Origin of the sequence: Salmonella sp. SAL04202 (genome assembly GCF_046550775.1) — a bacterium.
Classification (GTDB): Bacteria; Pseudomonadota; Gammaproteobacteria; order Enterobacterales; family Enterobacteriaceae; genus Salmonella; species Salmonella enterica.
In genome coordinates this window covers 726,640-746,130 of the sequence record NZ_JBGDXK010000001.1, presented here as the reverse complement: position 1 = coordinate 746,130, position 19,491 = coordinate 726,640, and the positions used below count along the sequence as shown (strand labels likewise).

At 50.0% G+C, this 19,491-nt stretch carries 14 protein-coding genes and 1 pseudogene; 5 read left to right on the top strand and 10 right to left on the bottom strand.

The window, feature by feature from the left end:
- The 8 genes from ACLJQJ_RS03725 to ACLJQJ_RS03690 form a co-directional block, all read right to left on the bottom strand.
- Positions 1-2,265, bottom strand: coding sequence for a ComEC family protein (locus ACLJQJ_RS03725; protein ID WP_063809335.1), 2,265 nt, complete (start codon positions 2,263-2,265; stop codon positions 1-3).
- Positions 2,266-2,494: 229 nt separating this feature from the next.
- Positions 2,495-2,779: an integration host factor subunit beta gene (ihfB, locus tag ACLJQJ_RS03720; RefSeq protein ID WP_000167332.1), complete on the bottom strand. Its 285-nt coding sequence runs from the start codon at positions 2,777-2,779 to the stop codon at positions 2,495-2,497.
- Positions 2,780-2,934: 155 nt separating this feature from the next.
- The gene (gene rpsA / locus ACLJQJ_RS03715; protein ID WP_000140324.1) at positions 2,935-4,608 is read right to left on the bottom strand and encodes a 30S ribosomal protein S1; all 1,674 of its coding nucleotides are present in this window, start codon (positions 4,606-4,608) and stop codon (positions 2,935-2,937) included.
- A gap of 113 nt (positions 4,609-4,721) precedes the next feature.
- On the bottom strand, positions 4,722-5,405 hold the full coding sequence (cmk, locus tag ACLJQJ_RS03710; RefSeq protein WP_000125007.1) for a (d)CMP kinase: 684 nt from the start codon (positions 5,403-5,405) through the stop codon (positions 4,722-4,724).
- Between the two features lie 172 nt (positions 5,406-5,577).
- Positions 5,578-6,339, bottom strand: coding sequence for a M48 family metallopeptidase (locus ACLJQJ_RS03705; protein WP_000792301.1), 762 nt, complete (start codon positions 6,337-6,339; stop codon positions 5,578-5,580).
- Positions 6,340-6,481: 142 nt separating this feature from the next.
- Positions 6,482-7,765: a 3-phosphoshikimate 1-carboxyvinyltransferase gene (gene aroA / locus ACLJQJ_RS03700; protein ID WP_061380416.1), complete on the bottom strand. Its 1,284-nt coding sequence runs from the start codon at positions 7,763-7,765 to the stop codon at positions 6,482-6,484.
- Between the two features lie 68 nt (positions 7,766-7,833).
- Positions 7,834-8,922, bottom strand: a complete 1,089-nt coding sequence (gene serC / locus ACLJQJ_RS03695) for a 3-phosphoserine/phosphohydroxythreonine transaminase (RefSeq protein ID WP_000079590.1) — start codon at positions 8,920-8,922, stop codon at positions 7,834-7,836.
- Between the two features lie 185 nt (positions 8,923-9,107).
- Entirely contained in the window at positions 9,108-9,800 is a 693-nt protein-coding gene (locus ACLJQJ_RS03690; protein WP_000642868.1) for a DUF421 domain-containing protein, read from the bottom strand.
- Positions 9,801-9,936: 136 nt separating this feature from the next.
- Here ACLJQJ_RS03690 and ycaO point away from each other — a divergent pair, with 136 nt between their 5' ends.
- The 3 genes from ycaO (at position 9,937) to pflB (ending at position 15,301) form a co-directional block, all read left to right on the top strand.
- Positions 9,937-11,697 carry a 30S ribosomal protein S12 methylthiotransferase accessory factor YcaO gene (gene ycaO, locus ACLJQJ_RS03685; RefSeq protein ID WP_000194825.1) on the top strand — a complete coding sequence of 587 codons (1,761 nt, stop codon included), beginning with the start codon at positions 9,937-9,939 and terminating at the stop codon, positions 11,695-11,697.
- A gap of 404 nt (positions 11,698-12,101) precedes the next feature.
- Positions 12,102-12,959 carry a formate transporter FocA gene (gene focA / locus ACLJQJ_RS03680; protein ID WP_000642539.1) on the top strand — a complete coding sequence of 286 codons (858 nt, stop codon included), beginning with the start codon at positions 12,102-12,104 and terminating at the stop codon, positions 12,957-12,959.
- A gap of 59 nt (positions 12,960-13,018) precedes the next feature.
- Complete coding sequence (pflB, locus tag ACLJQJ_RS03675) at positions 13,019-15,301, top strand: formate C-acetyltransferase (protein WP_001292799.1); 2,283 nt, start codon at positions 13,019-13,021, stop codon at positions 15,299-15,301.
- Between the two features lie 71 nt (positions 15,302-15,372).
- Here pflB and sopD2 read toward each other — a convergent pair whose 3' ends face one another.
- Entirely contained in the window at positions 15,373-16,332 is a 960-nt protein-coding gene (sopD2, locus tag ACLJQJ_RS03670; RefSeq protein ID WP_063809336.1) for a type III secretion system effector SopD2, read from the bottom strand.
- Between the two features lie 130 nt (positions 16,333-16,462).
- Here sopD2 and ACLJQJ_RS03665 point away from each other — a divergent pair.
- Both ACLJQJ_RS03665 and pflA read left to right on the top strand, forming a co-directional pair.
- Positions 16,463-16,799 (top strand): annotated as a pseudogene (locus ACLJQJ_RS03665) (cytoplasmic protein).
- Between the two features lie 118 nt (positions 16,800-16,917).
- A complete protein-coding gene (pflA, locus tag ACLJQJ_RS03660) occupies positions 16,918-17,715 on the top strand; it encodes a pyruvate formate lyase 1-activating protein (RefSeq protein ID WP_000067928.1) in 798 nt (265 codons plus the stop codon).
- Between the two features lie 292 nt (positions 17,716-18,007).
- Here pflA and ACLJQJ_RS03655 read toward each other — a convergent pair whose 3' ends face one another.
- Entirely contained in the window at positions 18,008-19,429 is a 1,422-nt protein-coding gene (locus tag ACLJQJ_RS03655; RefSeq protein ID WP_001134264.1) for an APC family permease, read from the bottom strand.
- Between the last annotated feature and the right edge of the window lie 62 nt (positions 19,430-19,491).

The following is a 19,491-nucleotide window of genomic DNA, read 5'->3' as shown; positions in this document are numbered from 1 at the left end:
CTACCCGTTATCCTCGGACACGCCAAACCACTGATGATACCAGCGAGGTAAAATTTGATCCCGTAAGCCTTGTATGCGCCAGCCCTGCGGAGAAAACAGCAGCGAAATTTGCCCCTGGTGGGGTGTATCAAACCACTGATACGCCTGCTGTCGGTAGCGCTGTTTTACCTTGCGGGACGGCAGCCGCCATGCGTTATAGCGCGATGCGGACGCCAGCGCCGCTTCACCATGTACGCGCTGAATAAATGGTAGCGACGACGACGTATTACTACCATGATGCGGCACCTGGATAAACGTCGCCGCAAGATGTCGCCAGTAACGACTTAGCATTTTTTGTTCAGCGCCCGCTTCGATATCGCCCGTGAGCAGGATGCTATGTACACCGTCATCCACTTTGACCACACAAGAACGGTTATTTCCTCGATCGGCACTTTCGCGTAACGGCCAGTGCGCCTGAAACGTTAGCCCCTGCCATTGCCACTGCTCGCCGCGAAAACAGGGCAAATGCCCCTGCCAGCCTAACGAGCTGCGAATCCACATTGACGGCCAGACCTGCTGTAGCGAACGCAGCCCGCCCCGATGATCCAGATGCTCATGACTCAAAATAACGCCCTCCGGCGTCAGATTATGCCAGCGCAACCAGGGAATAATAACCTGTTGCCCGCTGTCGCCCTCCGGCCATGCCCGACCGGTATCGTAGAGTATTACTTTATCGCCCCTGACGATCGCTATCGCCAGCCCCTGACCAACATCCAGCATATGCACCTGCCATCCGCTGGCGTTTATCGGCCGCCAGAGTGGCCAGCTCATCAACAATAACCCGCATAAACAGACCGCCGGCCAGGTACGCCAGACGTTTAATCGCCACGCGATAAGCGTTAGCCAGGGTAAAAGCGTCAGCCACTGCCAACGGTTATCAATATTCACCCAGCCCTGCGGTAAAGCATTCAACAGGTAAAATAGCGCGGCTAACGCGCGATCGGTCAGGTACCATACCCACTCTTCAAGAAAAAACGGCCCGGTTAAATGCAGAATCATTCCCGCCAGGATGAGTGGAACCGTCACAAATGTGACCCAGGGTACGGCAAAAAGATTCGCCAGCATTGCGGTAACGCTTATGCCATGAAAAAGCGCCACCTGGAGAGGCAAAAGCAGAAGTGTAATGCCTGCCTGTAGGTGAAGCAGGTTAAGCAACCAGCGTAAGCCTCGTGGAAAATTTCCGTTTGGCGCAGGAAACCACTGATACCAGAATAACAGGCCGGCAACCGCAAATGCTGACAGCCAAAGACTTTGTGATATAACCGCCACAGGATCGGCGAAAATAATCGCGGCCAGACAGCAGCACCAGACTTGCCAGCCGCTCCACTGTCGTCCGCTTAATTTTAATCCTCCCCAGACGCTCAGCGCCGCCACCGTGCGCAGCGCAGGCGGTTGTAAGCCGGTAAGCCAGGCATAACATATCGCGCAAAGAATGCCGCCCAGCAATGGCGTCTGCCAACGAATCCATCTGACCGGCAAAAAGAATTGTCCGCCACGGATTAATCCGGCAGCCAATAACGCAGCAAAAGCGATATGCAGGCCGGAAATCGCCATCAAATGGGCAGTCCCCGTATCGCGCATAACGGCCTTCACCTCCTGCGACACCGCTCCCCGCTCCCCCATTCCCAACGCCAGAATAACCTGCTGCCACGGATAAGGCGCAAGCGTAGCGCGAAGCGAAGCAAGATAGCGCCCACGCAAGCTACACTCAGGGTTAATCGCTTTAGCCTGTAGGAAACGCCCGGTCAACGGTTGGTGCTGCGCTAGCGCGTAACGCTGGCTATCAAAACCGCCTTCGTTAAGCTGTCCGTGTACCGCTCTGACCTTCAGCGTCATCGCCCACTGTTGCCCGGCACACACTTCCGTGGGTAAGTACTGGCCATGCAGGACAATCCCTACAGCAGGAAAGAGCGGCTTTCCGCGCAAATGGGTGATTCGCCCATAATGAGTGGTCATATGATCGGTGGCAGTAATGACGACTGTCGCCTCCTGCGTCGCGGCGGGCAGGACGTTTCCCGCCCAGATGGCCTGCCTGGCGGCAAATATCCCCCACATGAAAAAGAGCAAAGTTAATGCCGCGTAGCGCGCATAGTGATGGGGTATGAGGCAAAGCAAACATGCCAGACAAAACAGCACCGCGAGAATCCACGTATCAGGTAATACTGGCAATATCATGAGTGGAAGTATGCCGCATACTACGCATACGCTGACCGTCGTTATCTTCATAGACACCTCCCTGTGCGGGAAAGTGTGCAGGTTCAGGACGCCATTGTCTGGAGGGGATTTTGTGCTATACGGCGCGGATTCCAGGTTTTTTACCTGATAAATGTAAGACGCAGCAAAAAATGCGAAACGTTTTCCAGTTTTCGGTCGAATAGCGTTTGCGCCTGACGGCGTATAAATGAAAAAAGCACCCTGACGGTGCTTTTTTCGGGTTCAAGTTTTGCGTTAAAACTTAACCGTAAATATTGGCGCGATCGCGCAGTTCTTTACCCGGTTTAAAGTGAGGAACGTATTTTCCTTCCAGTTCCACTTTATCGCCGGTCTTGGGGTTACGTCCGGTACGAGGCGCGCGGTAATGCAAAGAAAAACTGCCGAAACCGCGGATTTCAATACGCTCGCCCTGCGCAAGAGTCGAGGCCATATGCTCCAGCATCTCTTTTACCGCGTCTTCAACCGCCTTAGCGGGAATGTGAGATTGCTGGGTTGCAAGTCTTTCAATCAATTCTGACTTGGTCATGATTCCTCCGGTTCCTTAAAGGCAAATTGGCTGCAGCCGTGAGATTGATTAAGGGCGGCCGTAGCCGCCCTTAGTGCTTGATTACAGGCCGAAACCTGCAATCTGTCAAGTAATCTCGTTATACTTCGGACTAAAAGACCCGAAGTTTCAGAGGATTACTCGCCTTTAGCTGCTTTGAATGCTTCAGCCATTGCGTTGTTAGAGAAGTTTGCATCTTCCTGTTTGTTAACAGTTGCGATGGCATCTTTCTCATCAGCTTCGTCTTTCGCACGAACAGACAGGCTGATTGCGCGGTTTTTACGATCAACGCCGGTGAATTTAGCTTCAACGTCGTCGCCAACGCTCAGAACCAGAGTCGCATCTTCAACGCGGTCACGGGATGCTTCAGAAGCACGCAGGTAACCTTCAACGCCGTCAGCCAGTTCTACGGTTGCGCCTTTCGCGTCAACTGCAGTGACTTTACCGGTTACGATAGCGCCTTTCTTGTTCAGAGCAACCCAGTTGTTGAACGGATCTTCGGCGAGCTGTTTAACGCCCAGGGAGATACGTTCACGTTCTGCGTCAACCTGCAGAACAACTGCAGCGATTTCGTCGCCTTTTTTGTATTCACGAACTGCTTCTTCGCCTGCAACGTTCCAGGAGATGTCAGACAGGTGAACCAGGCCGTCGATGCCGCCGTCCAGGCCGATGAAGATACCGAAGTCAGTGATAGACTTGATTTTACCTTCAACGCGGTCGCCCTTGTTGTGGGTTTCTGCGAACTGCTGCCACGGGTTAGATTTGCACTGCTTCAACCCTAAGGAGATACGACGACGTTCTTCGTCGATATCCAGAACCATCACTTCCACTACGTCGCCAACGTTAACCACTTTGGACGGGTGGATGTTTTTGTTGGTCCAGTCCATTTCGGAAACGTGAACCAGGCCTTCAACGCCTTCTTCGATTTCAACGAAGCAGCCGTAGTCGGTCAGGTTGGTCACGCGACCGGTCAGTTTGGTACCTTCCGGATAACGTTTAGCGATAGCAACCCACGGATCTTCGCCCAGCTGTTTCAGGCCCAGAGATACACGGGTACGCTCGCGGTCGAATTTCAGCACTTTCACGTTGATTTCGTCGCCAACGTTCACGATTTCGCTCGGATGCTTAACGCGTTTCCAGGCCATATCAGTGATGTGCAGCAGGCCGTCAACGCCGCCCAGATCAACGAATGCACCGTAGTCAGTGAGGTTCTTAACGATACCTTTAACTTCCATGCCTTCCTGCAGGTTTTCCAGCAGCTGATCGCGTTCTGCGCTGTTTTCGGATTCGATAACGGCACGACGAGAAACCACAACGTTGTTACGTTTCTGGTCCAGCTTGATTACTTTGAATTCAAGCTCTTTGCCTTCCAGGTGCAGAGTGTCACGCACCGGACGAACGTCTACCAGAGAACCTGGCAGGAACGCGCGAATACCGTTCAGCTCAACAGTGAAGCCACCCTTAACTTTGCCGTTGATAACACCGGTAACAGTTTCAGCATCTTCGTAAGCTTTTTCCAGCGTGATCCATGCTTCGTGACGTTTAGCTTTCTCACGAGAGAGCAGAGTTTCACCGAAGCCGTCTTCTACTGCATCCAGAGCAACGTCAACTTCGTCACCAACCTGGATTTCCAGTTCGCCCTGGGCGTTTTTGAACTGCTCAGCCGGAATGGCAGACTCAGATTTCAGACCGGCGTCAACCAGTACTACGTCTTTGTCGATAGCAACAACAACACCACGAACGATGGAACCCGGGCGGGTTTCGATTTCTTTTAAGGATTCTTCAAAGAGTTGAGCAAAAGATTCAGTCATGTTTAATCTTCAGGTTTCATATTTAACGTCCACCTGGCTCCGTGCCGGATGGGGTTGTTTAACATACCCGCTGTCAATCCTTTGCAACGGGGGTACTACAAATTCGGTCGCATTTAAGCGAGAGCCAATTTTTGGCGCGCATATTGTAACGCTTTTTCAATCACTTGCTCAATGCTTAATCGGGTAGAATCCAAAACTAATGCATCAGCAGCAGGAACTAACGGCGCTACAGCGCGATTACGATCGCGATCGTCGCGTTCCTTGATCTCGGCCAAAAGGCGTTCAAAGTTAACACTAAAGCCATTCTCCTGCAACTGTAGCATACGTCGATGCGCACGTTCCTCCGAGGAGGCGTCAAGGAAAATTTTTACCGGCGCATCCGGGAAGACCACGGTCCCCATATCGCGTCCATCGGCGATTAAACCAGGCGCTTCGCGGAATGCGCGTTGGCGGCGAAGAAGCGCTTCACGCACGCGTGGGAATGCCGCCACCTGGGATGCCGCGTTCGCGACTTCCTGCGTACGAATTTCGCCGCTAACGTCCTCGCCTTCCAGGATAACTTCCAGGTTGCCGTCCGTTGAGACGAAACGCACGTCCAGATGGGACGCCAGCGGCACCAGCGCATCTTCAGAGGCAAGATCGACATGGTGGTGCAATGCCGCCAGCGCCAGTACGCGGTATATCGCGCCGGAATCCAGCAGATGCCATTGCAATGCTTCCGCCATTGCTTTGCACAAGGTGCCTTTACCTGCACCGCTTGGGCCATCAATGGTTATTACCGGGGCAATTGCCGTCATCTTTATCTCCTTAAACAGGCGTACCGTTAACGTAAACGCCGCGCATTATACGCGCCAACGCTCGCGACCGTTAACGTTGCGTGCAAAAACCAGTTTTGTCTGTAATCAGATGCGGAATAATTGCGCAATTATAGCGGGCCGGCGAGAAACCAGCCCGAAAGATGACAATGATTTACTTTTTATCTTCGGCAATTCTGTCGCGCATATGCTGCGCGCGATCGGCTGAGGCCGGGTGGGAGTCCATCAATGATTTTGCATGACCTGCGTCCATTGTGGCGAATTTATCGAATGCCGTGACTAAGCCCTGGGTGTTAATCCCGCGTTTTTTCAGCAGATCGTAAGAGAAGTCATCCGCATCCGACTCCTGACTGCGAGAAAACGCCGAATTGATGACGCCTTCCGCCAGATCGCCCAATTGAGACTGGGAAAGCTGCGCTGCGACGCCGCTGGTGGCGGAAATCGCATCGCGAGCCGCCAGCGTGGCATAGGCGGTCTGCATTGCCTTGCGGGAGTGCCCTAAAGAGACATGGCCCAGTTCATGGCCCAGTACGCCTTCAATTTCATTATCGGTCATCAGATCCATCAGGCCGGAGTATACGCGAACGCAACCGTTCGCCATCGCCCATGCGTTGATATCGCTGGTCATATAGACTTTATAGCTAACCGGCGTACCGTCAATGTTGTTACCCAGCGCTTTAGCGATTTTGCTCAGACGTTTGGTGTATTTGCTTTTCGAACCTGCCAGTTGATTCTCGCTGTCCATTTGTTTACAGGCATTATTAGATAATGCTTTAACATCCGCATCGGACAGTGTGGCGGCTTTGTAGGCTGACATGCCGGAACTGGCGATTAAATTGCCATTCACGCCATTTTTACATCCTGCCAGTAGCGTAGCGGAAATCGCCACCGCCAGTAATAATGATTTATTTTTCATACTAATCTTCCGTTGATAACTATTATAAAAAACACATAAATCAATGTGTTAAATCATCAACAAATTAGCATTAGTCATAATTATAAAAATAGTGCGAATACGGACTCGGCGCGCCAGCCCGTCGACTGGCGCAATAGAAGACTTAGGCAGGCGTACTCATTCGCGCCAGTTGTTCGAAATAATCAGGGAACGTTTTTGCGGTACATTTAGGGTCCAGGATCGTAACTGGCGTATCGGACAGTGCGACCAGTGAGAAGCACATCGCCATACGGTGGTCGTTGTACGTGCCAATATCCGCGTGTTGGAGCTTCGCCGGCGGCGTGATACGAATATAGTCGTGCCCTTCTTCGACTTCAGCGCCCACTTTACGTAGCTCGGTCGCCATCGCGAACAGGCGATCGGTTTCTTTCACTCGCCAGTTATAAATATTGCGCAACGTCGTGGTTCCTTTCGCAAACAACGCCGTGGTGGCAATCGTCATCGCCGCATCCGGAATATGGTTCATATCCATATCTATGGCGTGCAATTCGCCGCGCGTGCAGGCAATAAAATCATCGCCCCAGGTAATGGTCGCGCCCATTTTCTCCAGCACATCGGCAAAACGAATATCGCCCTGCATACTTTTGCGGCCAATTCCGGTCACTTTTACCGTGCCGCCTTTTATCGCCCCGGCGGCGAGAAAATAGGACGCTGACGAGGCATCGCCCTCGACCAGATAGCGACCCGGAGAGTGATACTGTTGACCGCCCTTCACGACAAATTGTTGGTAGTGATGGTTCGCTATCTCTACGCCAAAGGTTTTCATTAAATTTAGCGTGATATCGATGTAAGGCTTTGATACCAGTTCGCCTTTAACGCGAATAGTTGTGTCTTCAGGCGCCAGCGGCGCCGTCATCAGCAGAGCGGTCAGGAACTGGCTGGAAACGCTACCATCAACCTCAATGTCGCCGCCGATAAAACCGCCGCGCAGACGCAGGGGCGGATAGTTTTCCTGCTCCAGGTAATCAATATTCGCCCCACCCTGACGCAGCGAATCGACCAGATGGCCTATCGGACGCTCTTTCATACGCGGTTCGCCGGTTAACACTATCTCATTTTGCCCCAGACATAGCGCTGCCGCTAACGGACGCATCGCGGTTCCGGCATTACCGAGAAACAGTTCCAGAGCGCCTGACGCGCGTAATGGGCCGCCATTACCCGTGATATCACAGCGGGTGCGATCGGCAGAAAGGGTGTAATTGATCCCCAACGCGCTCAGGGCATTGAGCATATGGCGGACGTCATCGCTATCCAGCAGATTCGTCAGAACGGTTTTACCACAAGCTAAAGCCGCCAGGAGCAAAGCACGGTTTGAAACACTTTTGGAGCCAGGTAAATTAATGGCGCCATCGACCCGCGCGATAGGTTGTAACGTCAGGGATTCCATGAAACTCAACTCTCAAAAAACAGAAATAAAAACCCCACAGACTGGCCGTGGGGATGAAAAAAAACGTATTAGCCGTGGCGACGCTCAAAATCGATCATGAAATCGGTCAGCGCTTTCACCCCTTCAATTGGCATGGCGTTATAGATAGAGGCGCGCATACCGCCAACAACACGGTGCCCTTTTAAGGCGTGCAGACCGGCGGCGAAAGACTCTTCCAGAAAGACCTTGTCCAGCGCATTGTCCGCTAACTGGAACGGAACGTTCATCCGCGAACGGTTGGCCTGTGCGACATCGTTACGGTAGAAATCGCTGTTATCAATCACACCGTACAGCAACTCCGCTTTTTGCTGATTGATTTTGTGCATCGCCGCCACGCCGCCCTGCGCTTTCAACCATTTGAACACCAGGCCGGAAAGATACCAGGCGAAAGTCGGCGGCGTATTAAACATCGAGTCGTTATCATTCAGGACGGTGTAGTCGAGGATGGACGGGCAGCTCTCATGCGCCTTGCCTAACAGATCCTCCCGGACGATAACCAACGTCAGTCCTGCCGGACCGATATTCTTCTGCGCGCCAGCATAAATTACGCCATAGCGAGAGACGTCCAGCGGCGCAGACAGGATGGTAGAAGAAAAATCCGCCGTGACGACCACTTCCGGGCCAAAATCCGGCGTTTCATCGATGGCGATGCCGTCAATGGTCTCATTCGGGCAATAGTGTAAATAAGCGGCGTTATCGGAAAGCTGCCACTCGCGCATCGGTTTTACGGCACGTTTGCCGTCAACGGTGATTTTGGCGTCGATAATCTGCGGCGCACAGTATTTTTTGGCTTCTTTGATGGCGCTCGCCGCCCAGTAACCAGCATCGACATAATCCGCCGTGGTTTTATCGCCCAGCAGATTGAGCGGCACGCCAGCAAACTGCCCGCGACCGCCGCCGTGACAAAATAAAACTTTATAGTTGGAGGGGATATTAAGGAGATCGCGAAAATCCTGCTCCGCCTCTTCAGCGACCTGGATAAACTCTTTGCCTCGATGGCTAATTTCCATTACCGACGTACCAAGACCGTGCCAGTCACGCAGTTCCTGTTGCGCCAGTTTAAGTACTTCCGCCGGTAGCATCGCCGGACCTGAACTAAAATTAAAGACCTGAGCCATTTCCCCTCACCACGCTGCATTGTTCCCTGCCTGACAGACATCAGGCAAACGTTATTCATGTGAATATCGGTTTTATCATTCAGTGACACGCGCCGCAATGGGTAAAACAATGCGAGGAGAAAATGCGGCATGCGTCACACAACAGAATCTTCCGGATTAACCGTATAAATCCGATATTTTCGCTGTTAAACAACGCGTTTAGCCCGGCTTGCCTTCGTCCATTCTGGATTTGCGCAGCGCGGACATAATTGCTTTTCCCCGACATTCATGCGTATCACTTCACTGCAACGTACGCAGGCATAGTCGCCAGCCTCCGGCGCCACGATAAAGCGTGGCGTACAGTGCTCAGGAAGAATGCTTAACCCCGGCTTAACGTCTTTATTTTCAAAGAAATAGACGCTGATTTGTCCGTTTGTCTCCAGGATGGCCAGTCTGACCTGCCCCAGTTGCTCAACGCCATTCAAGCGAAGCTCCATAAAAAATTCAAACTCCGTCATGTTCGAGCGCTGCAGTTTTTCCCACGCCAGTTCGCCGTCTTCAACAATGACCACCGACTTGCCTTCCAGCAGATCTTCCAACTTTTCACTATGCGCCATCAGCCACATGACCAGGCGATAGAGCAGCGCCAGGGTGATGAATACCACCAGAACAGGGAGCATTGGAACGTCATCATAAAACGCGACGTCGCCTGCCGCCGATCCCAATGTCAAAATGATCAGCACTTCAAAAAGCGACATTTGCCGTACGCCGCGTCGTCCTGTCACCTTTAAGAAAAGAAACACCAGAACAAAGGTGTAAAAGCTACGTAGCGCCACTTCCCCCAAAAACGCTACCGGCACGTTATCCAGCGCCATTCGTTGCAAATCAAATGCTTTCATTTTTTATGCTCTTCCTGTGAATTCCAGTGTAAAAGCATAGCCAATACTTTTATTTCCGCCGATGTCCCGGCGAGATAGCGCCCGTCACATAAAACCCGTATCATTGCGCGCTTTCCGTACGACAAAAGTGATTTTCATGACGCAAACATTTATTCCCGGCAAAGACGCCGCGCTGGAAGACTCCATCGCCCGCTTCCAGCAAAAGTTACTCGACCTCGGCTTTCACATCGAAGAGGCCTCCTGGCTGAACCCGGTGCCAAACGTCTGGTCAGTGCATATTCGCGATAAAGAGTGCGCGTTATGCTTTACCAACGGAAAAGGCGCGACCAAAAAAGCGGCGCTGGCCTCGGCGCTGGGCGAATACTTCGAGCGTCTGTCAACCAACTACTTCTTTGCTGATTTCTGGCTTGGCGAAACAGTCGCCAACGGGCCATTCGTGCATTACCCGAACGAAAAGTGGTTCCCGCTGACTGAAAATGACGACGTACCGGAAGGCTTGCTTGATGCCCGTCTGCGCGCGTTTTACGATCCGGAAAATGAACTCACCGGAAGCCAGTTAATTGATCTTCAGTCCGGCAATGAAGCACGCGGCGTCTGCGGCCTGCCATTTACCCGTCAGTCCGATAACCAGACCGTGTATATTCCGATGAATATCATCGGCAACCTGTACGTCTCTAACGGAATGTCCGCCGGCAATACGCGTAATGAAGCCCGCGTTCAGGGACTATCGGAAGTCTTCGAGCGTTATGTGAAAAATCGCATCATTGCGGAAAGTATCAGTCTGCCGGAGATTCCCGCAGAGGTGATGGCGCGTTATCCGGCGGTAATGGAGTCAATCGCCACGCTGGAAGCCGAGGGTTTCCCGATTTTCGCCTATGACGGCTCGCTGGGCGGTAAGTATCCGGTTATCTGCGTCGTGCTGTTCAACCCGGGTAACGGTACCTGCTTTGCTTCTTTTGGCGCCCATCCTGACTTTGGCGTTGCGCTGGAACGTACAGTGACCGAGCTACTCCAGGGACGCGGACTGAAAGATCTTGATGTCTTCACCCCACCAACGTTCGATGATGAAGAAGTCGCGGAGCACACTAATCTGGAGACCCACTTCATCGACTCCAGCGGCCTGATTTCCTGGGATCTGTTCAAACAGGACGCCGATTACCCGTTCACGGACTGGAGTTTTTCCGGCACTACCGAAGAAGAATTCGCCACGCTGATGGCCATCTTCGCTGCTGAAGATAAAGAAGTTTACATTGCCGATTACGAGCATCTCGGCGTATACGCCTGTCGTATTATCGTACCGGGAATGTCTGATATTTATCCTGCCGAAGATCTGTGGCTGGCCAACAACAATATGGGTAGCCATCTTCGTGAGACTCTGCTTTCGCTGCCCGGTAGCGCCTGGAATAAAGAAGACTATCTCAATCTGATTGAACAATTGGATGAAGAAGGTTTTGACGATTTCACCCGCGTGCGTGAGCTGCTGGGTCTGGCGACCGGAGCGGACAATGGTTGGTATACACTGCGCGTCGGCGAATTAAAAGCAATGTTAGCGTTAGCGGGCGGCGATTTGGAGCAGGCGCTAATCTGGACAGAATGGACGATGGAGTTCAATTCGTCGGTCTTTAGTCCGGCACGCGCAAACTATTACCGTTGCCTGCAAACTCTGCTGCTCCTGTCGCAAGAAGATGCGCGTCAGCCGCTGCAATATCTCAATGCTTTTATAAAAATGTATGGCGCAGAGGCTGTAGAAGCCGCCAGCGCTGCGCTTAGCGGTGAAGCGGCTTTTTACGGACTACCGGCTGTCGACCACGATCTACAAGCGTTCCCGGCGCATCAGTCCTTGTTAAAAGCGTATGATAAATTACAGCGCGCGAAAGCGGCATACTGGTCAAAATAAGGCCATATGAGTGACTTAGGGTAGGTTTACCCTCTCGGCTGCGTTATATTACGGGGCGCCTTTGCGGCCCCGTTTTATTTATTTTCACTAAACGGCGAAAAATGTAATAACAAGGTTAAATATTGGTTGTTGATATTAAATTAATTGACATGGTGATGTTACTTTATTTGTTGATTACTCCATATTAATTAACCGTGCAGCAGGAGGAGTCAGGAAAAAATTCAACTCTATTTATAATTTTTAAAATTTATTTTTATTAGGATAATCAAAAAGTTACACCGTAATTGCATAAAAGCCATGCGACTTACGGGCCTATAAGCCAGGCGAGATATGATCTATATCAAATTCTCATCTATAATGCTTTGTTAGTATCTCGTCGCCGACTTAATAAAGAGAGAGTTAGTGTGAAAGCTGACAACCCTTTTGACCTTTTACTCCCTGCAGCAATGGCCAAAGTGGCTGAAGAAGCAGGCGTCTATAAAGCAACGAAACATCCGCTTAAGACTTTCTATCTGGCGATTACCGCCGGCGTATTCATTTCAATTGCCTTTGTTTTTTATATTACTGCGACAACCGGTACTGGCGCGATGCCTTATGGCATGGCGAAACTTATCGGGGGTATCTGTTTCTCTTTGGGACTGATTCTCTGTGTTATTTGCGGCGCTGATCTTTTCACCTCTACTGTTCTGATCGTTGTAGCTAAAGCTAGCGGTCGCATCACCTGGGGGCAACTGGCTAAAAACTGGTTAAACGTCTATTTTGGTAACCTGATTGGCGCTCTGCTTTTCGTGTTACTGATGTGGCTTTCCGGCGAGTATATGACTGCCAACGGTCAATGGGGACTTAACGTCCTGCAAACTGCCGACCACAAAATGCACCACACTTTTATTGAAGCTGTCTGCCTCGGTATTCTGGCGAACCTGATGGTTTGTCTGGCCGTGTGGATGAGCTACTCAGGTCGTAGCCTGATGGACAAAGCGTTCATCATGGTACTGCCCGTCGCCATGTTTGTCGCCAGCGGTTTTGAGCACAGTATCGCAAACATGTTTATGATTCCTATGGGTATTGTAATACGCGATTTCGCTACACCGGAGTTTTGGACCGCGGTTGGTTCGTCTCCGGAAAGTTTTTCTCACCTGACCGTGATGAGCTTCATCACTGATAACCTGATTCCGGTCACGATCGGTAATATTATCGGCGGCGGTTTGTTGGTCGGGTTGACATACTGGGTCATTTACCTGCGTGGTAACGAGCATCATTAATCTGTTGATGCCCATTACACGCAGTAAATAAAAAATCCACTTAAGAAGGTAGGTGTTACATGTCCGAGCTTAATGAAAAGTTAGCCACAGCCTGGGAAGGTTTTACCAAAGGTGACTGGCAGAATGAAGTAAACGTCCGTGACTTCATTCAGAAAAACTACACTCCGTATGAGGGTGACGAGTCCTTCCTGGCTGGCGCTACTGACGCGACCACCAAGCTGTGGGACAGCGTAATGGAAGGCGTTAAACAGGAAAACCGCACTCACGCGCCTGTTGACTTTGACACCTCCGTTGCTTCCACCATCACTTCTCACGACGCTGGCTACATCAACAAAGCGCTTGAGAAAATTGTTGGTCTGCAGACTGAAGCTCCGCTGAAGCGTGCGATTATCCCGTTCGGCGGTATCAAAATGGTTGAAGGTTCCTGCAAAGCGTACAATCGCGAGCTGGACCCAATGATCAAAAAAATCTTCACCGAATACCGTAAGACCCACAACCAGGGCGTGTTCGACGTTTATACTCCGGACATCCTGCGTTGCCGTAAATCCGGCGTTCTGACCGGTCTGCCGGATGCGTATGGCCGTGGCCGTATCATCGGTGACTACCGTCGCGTAGCGCTGTACGGTATCGACTACCTGATGAAAGACAAATTCGCACAGTTTACGTCTCTGCAATCCGATCTGGAAAACGGCGTAAATCTGGAAGCGACTATCCGTCTGCGTGAAGAAATCGCTGAACAGCACCGCGCTCTGGGTCAGATCAAAGAAATGGCGGCTAAATACGGCTGCGATATCTCTGGTCCGGCGACTAACGCTCAGGAAGCAATCCAGTGGACTTACTTCGGTTACCTGGCTGCGGTTAAATCTCAGAACGGCGCAGCAATGTCCTTCGGTCGTGTATCCACCTTCCTGGATGCGTACATCGAACGTGACCTGAAAGCAGGCAAAATCACCGAGCAAGACGCACAGGAAATGATTGACCACCTGGTCATGAAACTGCGTATGGTTCGCTTCCTGCGTACTCCTGAATATGATGAACTGTTCTCCGGCGACCCGATTTGGGCAACCGAATCTATCGGTGGTATGGGCGTTGATGGCCGTACTCTGGTTACCAAAAACAGCTTCCGCTTCCTGAACACCCTGTACACCATGGGGCCGTCTCCGGAGCCGAACATCACCGTTTTGTGGTCTGAAAAACTGCCGCTGAACTTCAAGAAATTCGCCGCTAAAGTCTCCATCGACACCTCTTCTCTGCAGTACGAGAACGATGACCTGATGCGTCCGGACTTCAACAACGATGACTACGCTATCGCATGCTGCGTAAGCCCGATGATCGTTGGTAAACAAATGCAGTTCTTCGGCGCGCGTGCAAACCTGGCGAAAACCATGCTGTACGCAATCAACGGCGGCGTTGATGAAAAACTGAAAATGCAGGTTGGTCCGAAATCCGAACCGATCAAAGGCGATGTTCTGAACTTCGACGAAGTGATGGATCGCATGGATCACTTCATGGACTGGCTGGCTAAACAGTATGTCACCGCGCTGAACGTTATCCACTACATGCACGACAAGTACAGCTACGAAGCCTCTCTGATGGCGTTGCACGACCGTGACGTTATCCGCACCATGGCGTGTGGTATCGCAGGTCTGTCCGTTGCGGCTGACTCCCTGTCTGCCATCAAATATGCGAAAGTTAAACCGATTCGTGACGAAGATGGTCTGGCTATCGACTTCGAAATCGAAGGCGAATACCCGCAGTTTGGTAACAACGACGCTCGTGTAGATGACATGGCGGTTGACCTGGTAGAACGTTTCATGAAGAAAATTCAGAAACTGACCACCTACCGTGGCGCTATCCCGACACAGTCTGTTCTGACCATTACTTCTAACGTTGTGTATGGTAAGAAAACCGGTAACACCCCGGATGGTCGTCGCGCTGGCGCGCCGTTCGGACCAGGTGCTAATCCGATGCACGGTCGTGACCAGAAAGGCGCTGTCGCTTCTCTGACCTCCGTTGCTAAACTGCCGTTTGCTTACGCGAAAGATGGTATTTCTTATACCTTCTCTATCGTTCCGAACGCACTGGGTAAAGACGACGAAGTTCGTAAGACTAACCTGGCAGGTCTGATGGATGGTTACTTCCACCACGAAGCGTCCATCGAAGGCGGTCAGCACCTGAACGTCAACGTCATGAACCGTGAAATGCTTCTGGACGCGATGGAACATCCGGAAAAATATCCGCAGCTGACCATCCGTGTATCTGGTTACGCAGTACGTTTTAACTCCCTGACGAAAGAACAGCAGCAGGACGTTATTACTCGTACCTTCACGCAGACCATGTAATGGGTTTGACTGAAATTACGCCATAAAAAGCGTACAAAAAAGGCTCCATATCAGTGGGGCCTTTTTAATTTTTATAAAAGCATATTTCGACAACCAGAATTTTTACTTATAAATAAAGTGTTATTATGTGATCTATATATTCTTCTCAGAATAGCATCAATTTCTCTTTTATTATTTTGATACTCCTCATAATCCTTATTTAATGCATCAGAAAACAGCATGGTGTTAGCTTCTGTAAAATCACATGACAATGACGGTATATATCCATGTAGCAGATAGATAAGTGTTGGATGAACCATATCAAACAGGACTTCTCCCTCTAATTCCCGGTAACCTATTTTACAAAATTGGGTAGAAATCTCAAAAGACCCCATTTGAAGACAACGTAGTTTATTCTTCTCATCCTCAGTAAGCGTACCATTCCATTCAACACATGCCATTTTTCGATTTTCTCCAGATCGCATAAGCTTATAAACTTCATCCCTAATTTCATCATCCTCATTAACTTTCTGCCTAAGGTCAAAAGCAAAGTTTTCTAATAATTCTGGATAGCAAGCAATTTTTTCTCCATACTTAATACATGCTTTAAAAAACAACTCTTCCTCATCTTCTTCCATCACTTTAAAAATACAGTTTTCTGAAACGTTGAGGATACGATGCAAATTACATTTATCAATAACCCTGCCATCAATCTCAAATAAAACTTGTGTCTGACTCACATCAAAACGCATAACAAAGCGGTCTTGTTGAGATGGATTAGCATATTGTTTTAATTGTGCAAAGGCATATATCTTCTCCATGCCGATTGTATCAACATTAAGTTCAGCTTGATTTTCACGTTCACATCCATGGATGAGTGTATATAATACCTCCAGCACCTCTCTTTTTTTGTGTGTTCTGAAGTAGTCCTTAAATCTATCCCATAACCCCATGTATAGCGCTTCTTCTTTATTAGGACTCATCAAACGGGCTAGCCGTGAAGCATTAACTTCATAGTTATGACGATTACCAAAACTTAACGCAACTGGCATAATAACTCCCTTGATTATTTACCGCGAAAGCAAAGTCCAATCCGTTGCTCTCATTTTTTGATTAAAACCACACTCTATTTAAGAGATTGAATCAGTCCGGGTTTAGAAATAACATCAGATTTACACCTGATTGCACGTTGAATGCGACGCCAGGCACTGGACAGGCATAACGTTCTTTGGACACATCTGAATTATGTTGAGAATTATTTTCGTTCTGACCACAACAAAACGGTGCCAACCATTCGAAAAAAGAGGCGGATCATAAACAGCAAAACCAGGACGCTACGGATGATACACTTACAGTATGTATTGCGGTTCGGGCGTTAAACAGAGGTACCGGGCTGATGAATTAGCCACAATTTCTGGCGGTGCAAGTTATGCAGCATAGATTTGCCGTATATTTTATACTGAATAGAGGTAAAATAGCTCCATTGCAGCACATTCTGGAACAGCCACACATTCTGTAGTCCAAAATTTACGCTCGCAGTACCGCTTTTTTACAGGATGCAACCCCCTTAACAGGGTGCTCAACATGCCCGGAATGTGTCCATAAACCCCATGTTATTTAGAGCTAGCCGAAGCGATATGAGTAACTTAACCGATTGTATTACAAATGAAAGTGTTGCAGTAACTGCTGATAAAAAGCCGGTTATTGGTCGCATTCACTCCTTTGAGTCCTGTGGCACCGTTGATGGCCCAGGCATCCGCTTTATTACCTTTTTCCAGGGCTGCCTGATGCGCTGCCTGTATTGCCATAACCGCGACACATGGGATACGCATGGCGGTAAAGAAATCACCGTTGAAGACTTAATGAAAGAGGTGGTGACCTATCGGCATTTTATGAATGCTTCTGGCGGCGGCGTGACGGCATCCGGCGGCGAGGCCATTTTGCAGGCAGAATTTGTACGCGACTGGTTTCGCGCCTGTAAAAAAGAAGGTATCCACACCTGTCTCGACACCAACGGCTTTGTGCGCCGTTATGACCCGGTGATTGATGAACTGCTGGACGTTACCGATCTGGTGATGCTCGATCTCAAGCAGATGAATGATGAGATCCACCAGAATCTGGTTGGTGTCTCTAATCACCGGACGCTGGAATTCGCGCAGTATTTATCAAAGAAAAATGTGAAGGTCTGGATCCGTTACGTTGTCGTTCCCGGCTGGTCTGACGACGATGATTCCGCGCATCGCCTGGGCGAGTTTACCCGCGATATGGGTAATGTCGAAAAAATCGAACTGCTGCCCTATCATGAGCTGGGCAAACATAAATGGGTGGCAATGGGCGAAGAATATAAACTGGATGGCGTAAAGCCGCCTAAAAAAGAGACCATGGAGCGTGTAAAGGGTATTCTTGAGCAGTATGGTCATAAAGTGATGTATTAATCGCCTGCTAACTTATCCGCTTTTAAACGGCTACCCATGACGGTAGCCGTTTTGCTGTCTGGATAACGCTCTTACCGCTAAAATACCCGACCCCGCCGTCAGACAGGCCTGGTTAACAATATTGCGCTTACCAGGAATTAAATGCAGGAGTCGCTTATCTGCTGCTGAGTTGAAGGTCTGACAACTATTGCTGCCCCGGCGCCTGTTAATACCGTGGTCTCCGCCTGGAACCCAGGCACCTGTAACCTTAAAAGGCGCTCGCCTGACAGGAGCGCCGTGGAAAAGAGCGTCGTTATGTGTTTCTACGCGCCAGCAGTGGGAAAATTAATCCCAACCCAACCAGGACAAAAGGCGTCACGATGTTCAACGTCAGCTGGAATGTCCACTCCGGCGTGAACGCCTCCATTTTGGGGAAAATACCGGTAAGGCAGGCAAACGCGGTGAAGGCGAAACACCATATCCCCACAGTTAACGCCAACGCCCGGTTGCGAATAAACACATATTCGGGTTTGTACTTTTGCGCCAGTCGAATGACGGCAATAAAGGCGACAAATACCCACAGATAGCGCAGCGGCATAACGACTGAATTGAGATTAAGCAGCCATTTGTACAGGTTGTTCATATCGCCGATGCCAAGCGTTGGCAACATAATCAAGATAGCGACCAACACTAATGTCAGCAAATAACCGTTAACTGGTGTACCTGAAGCGTTAGTACGACATAAGCGCTGCGGGATATATTTACTGTCTGCATCACCCAGTAAGACTTTCAGTGGCGCATCAATAGAAAACACCAGCGCGGCGATTTGCCCCAGAGTATTGGCAATGGCATAAATCACCATTAATGAATTACCCATATGGTAATACTCACCCAATTTCTGGAATGCATAATATTGCCCATTGGTCATTAAATCGTCAGGTATATGCCGGGAATCAAACATCATTCCCATCGCCAACGAACCGAGGATAGCGCAGACCGCAACCATGACGGCTAAAAAGAGCATCCCCTTAGGAAATTCTTTTCCTGGATTCCGCGTCTGGTTAACGTAAGGCGAGATCTTCTCTGCCCCACCAACCGCAAAGACCAACATAGAGATGGTGGTGATATAGGTAAAATCGATATGAGGAATAAATGACTGCCAGGTGATGTTAGTGGTCGCAATTTCAACGTTTGTAATTGCTGGCGCGGTCACTGCCATCACAACATATAAAATTGACATGATAAACATGGCAATTCCGGCCACAGACCCAACAACCTTTAGCGATTTCATCCCCCGGGAAGCAACCCACATAAAGAAAACAAACAATGCCAGCGTCAGCCCCTGCAAGGCAACGACGGTATATTCTTTTATCAACGAGCCGTCGCCTTTTAAAGCCCATCCCAATGCAATGAGTATCGCCTGCGGCTTTTGCGCCAGGTAGGGAATATGCACGACCCAATAGGTCCATGCCGCAAGGTAAGCCAACCCCGGCCCCATCGTATGCTTAATCCAGGTACTGACGCCCCCTTTTCCCTCTTTGAAGGTTGAGCCCAGTTGCCCTACGATTAAGGCATAAGGAATAAAATAGAGCGCAAAAATAAACACCCAGGAGAAGACAACCACTAACCCCTGGTTAGCATAGTTATTGACAACATTGCCGAATCCCCAAACGGTAATAAACGACATCAGGGCGATGTTGTACCATCGCAACTGTTTTTCCTGCACATTCGGCATAACGCGATCCTTCGTGAACACAATGCTATTACTATAAATGAAGCGGGGGATTATGCGCGGTA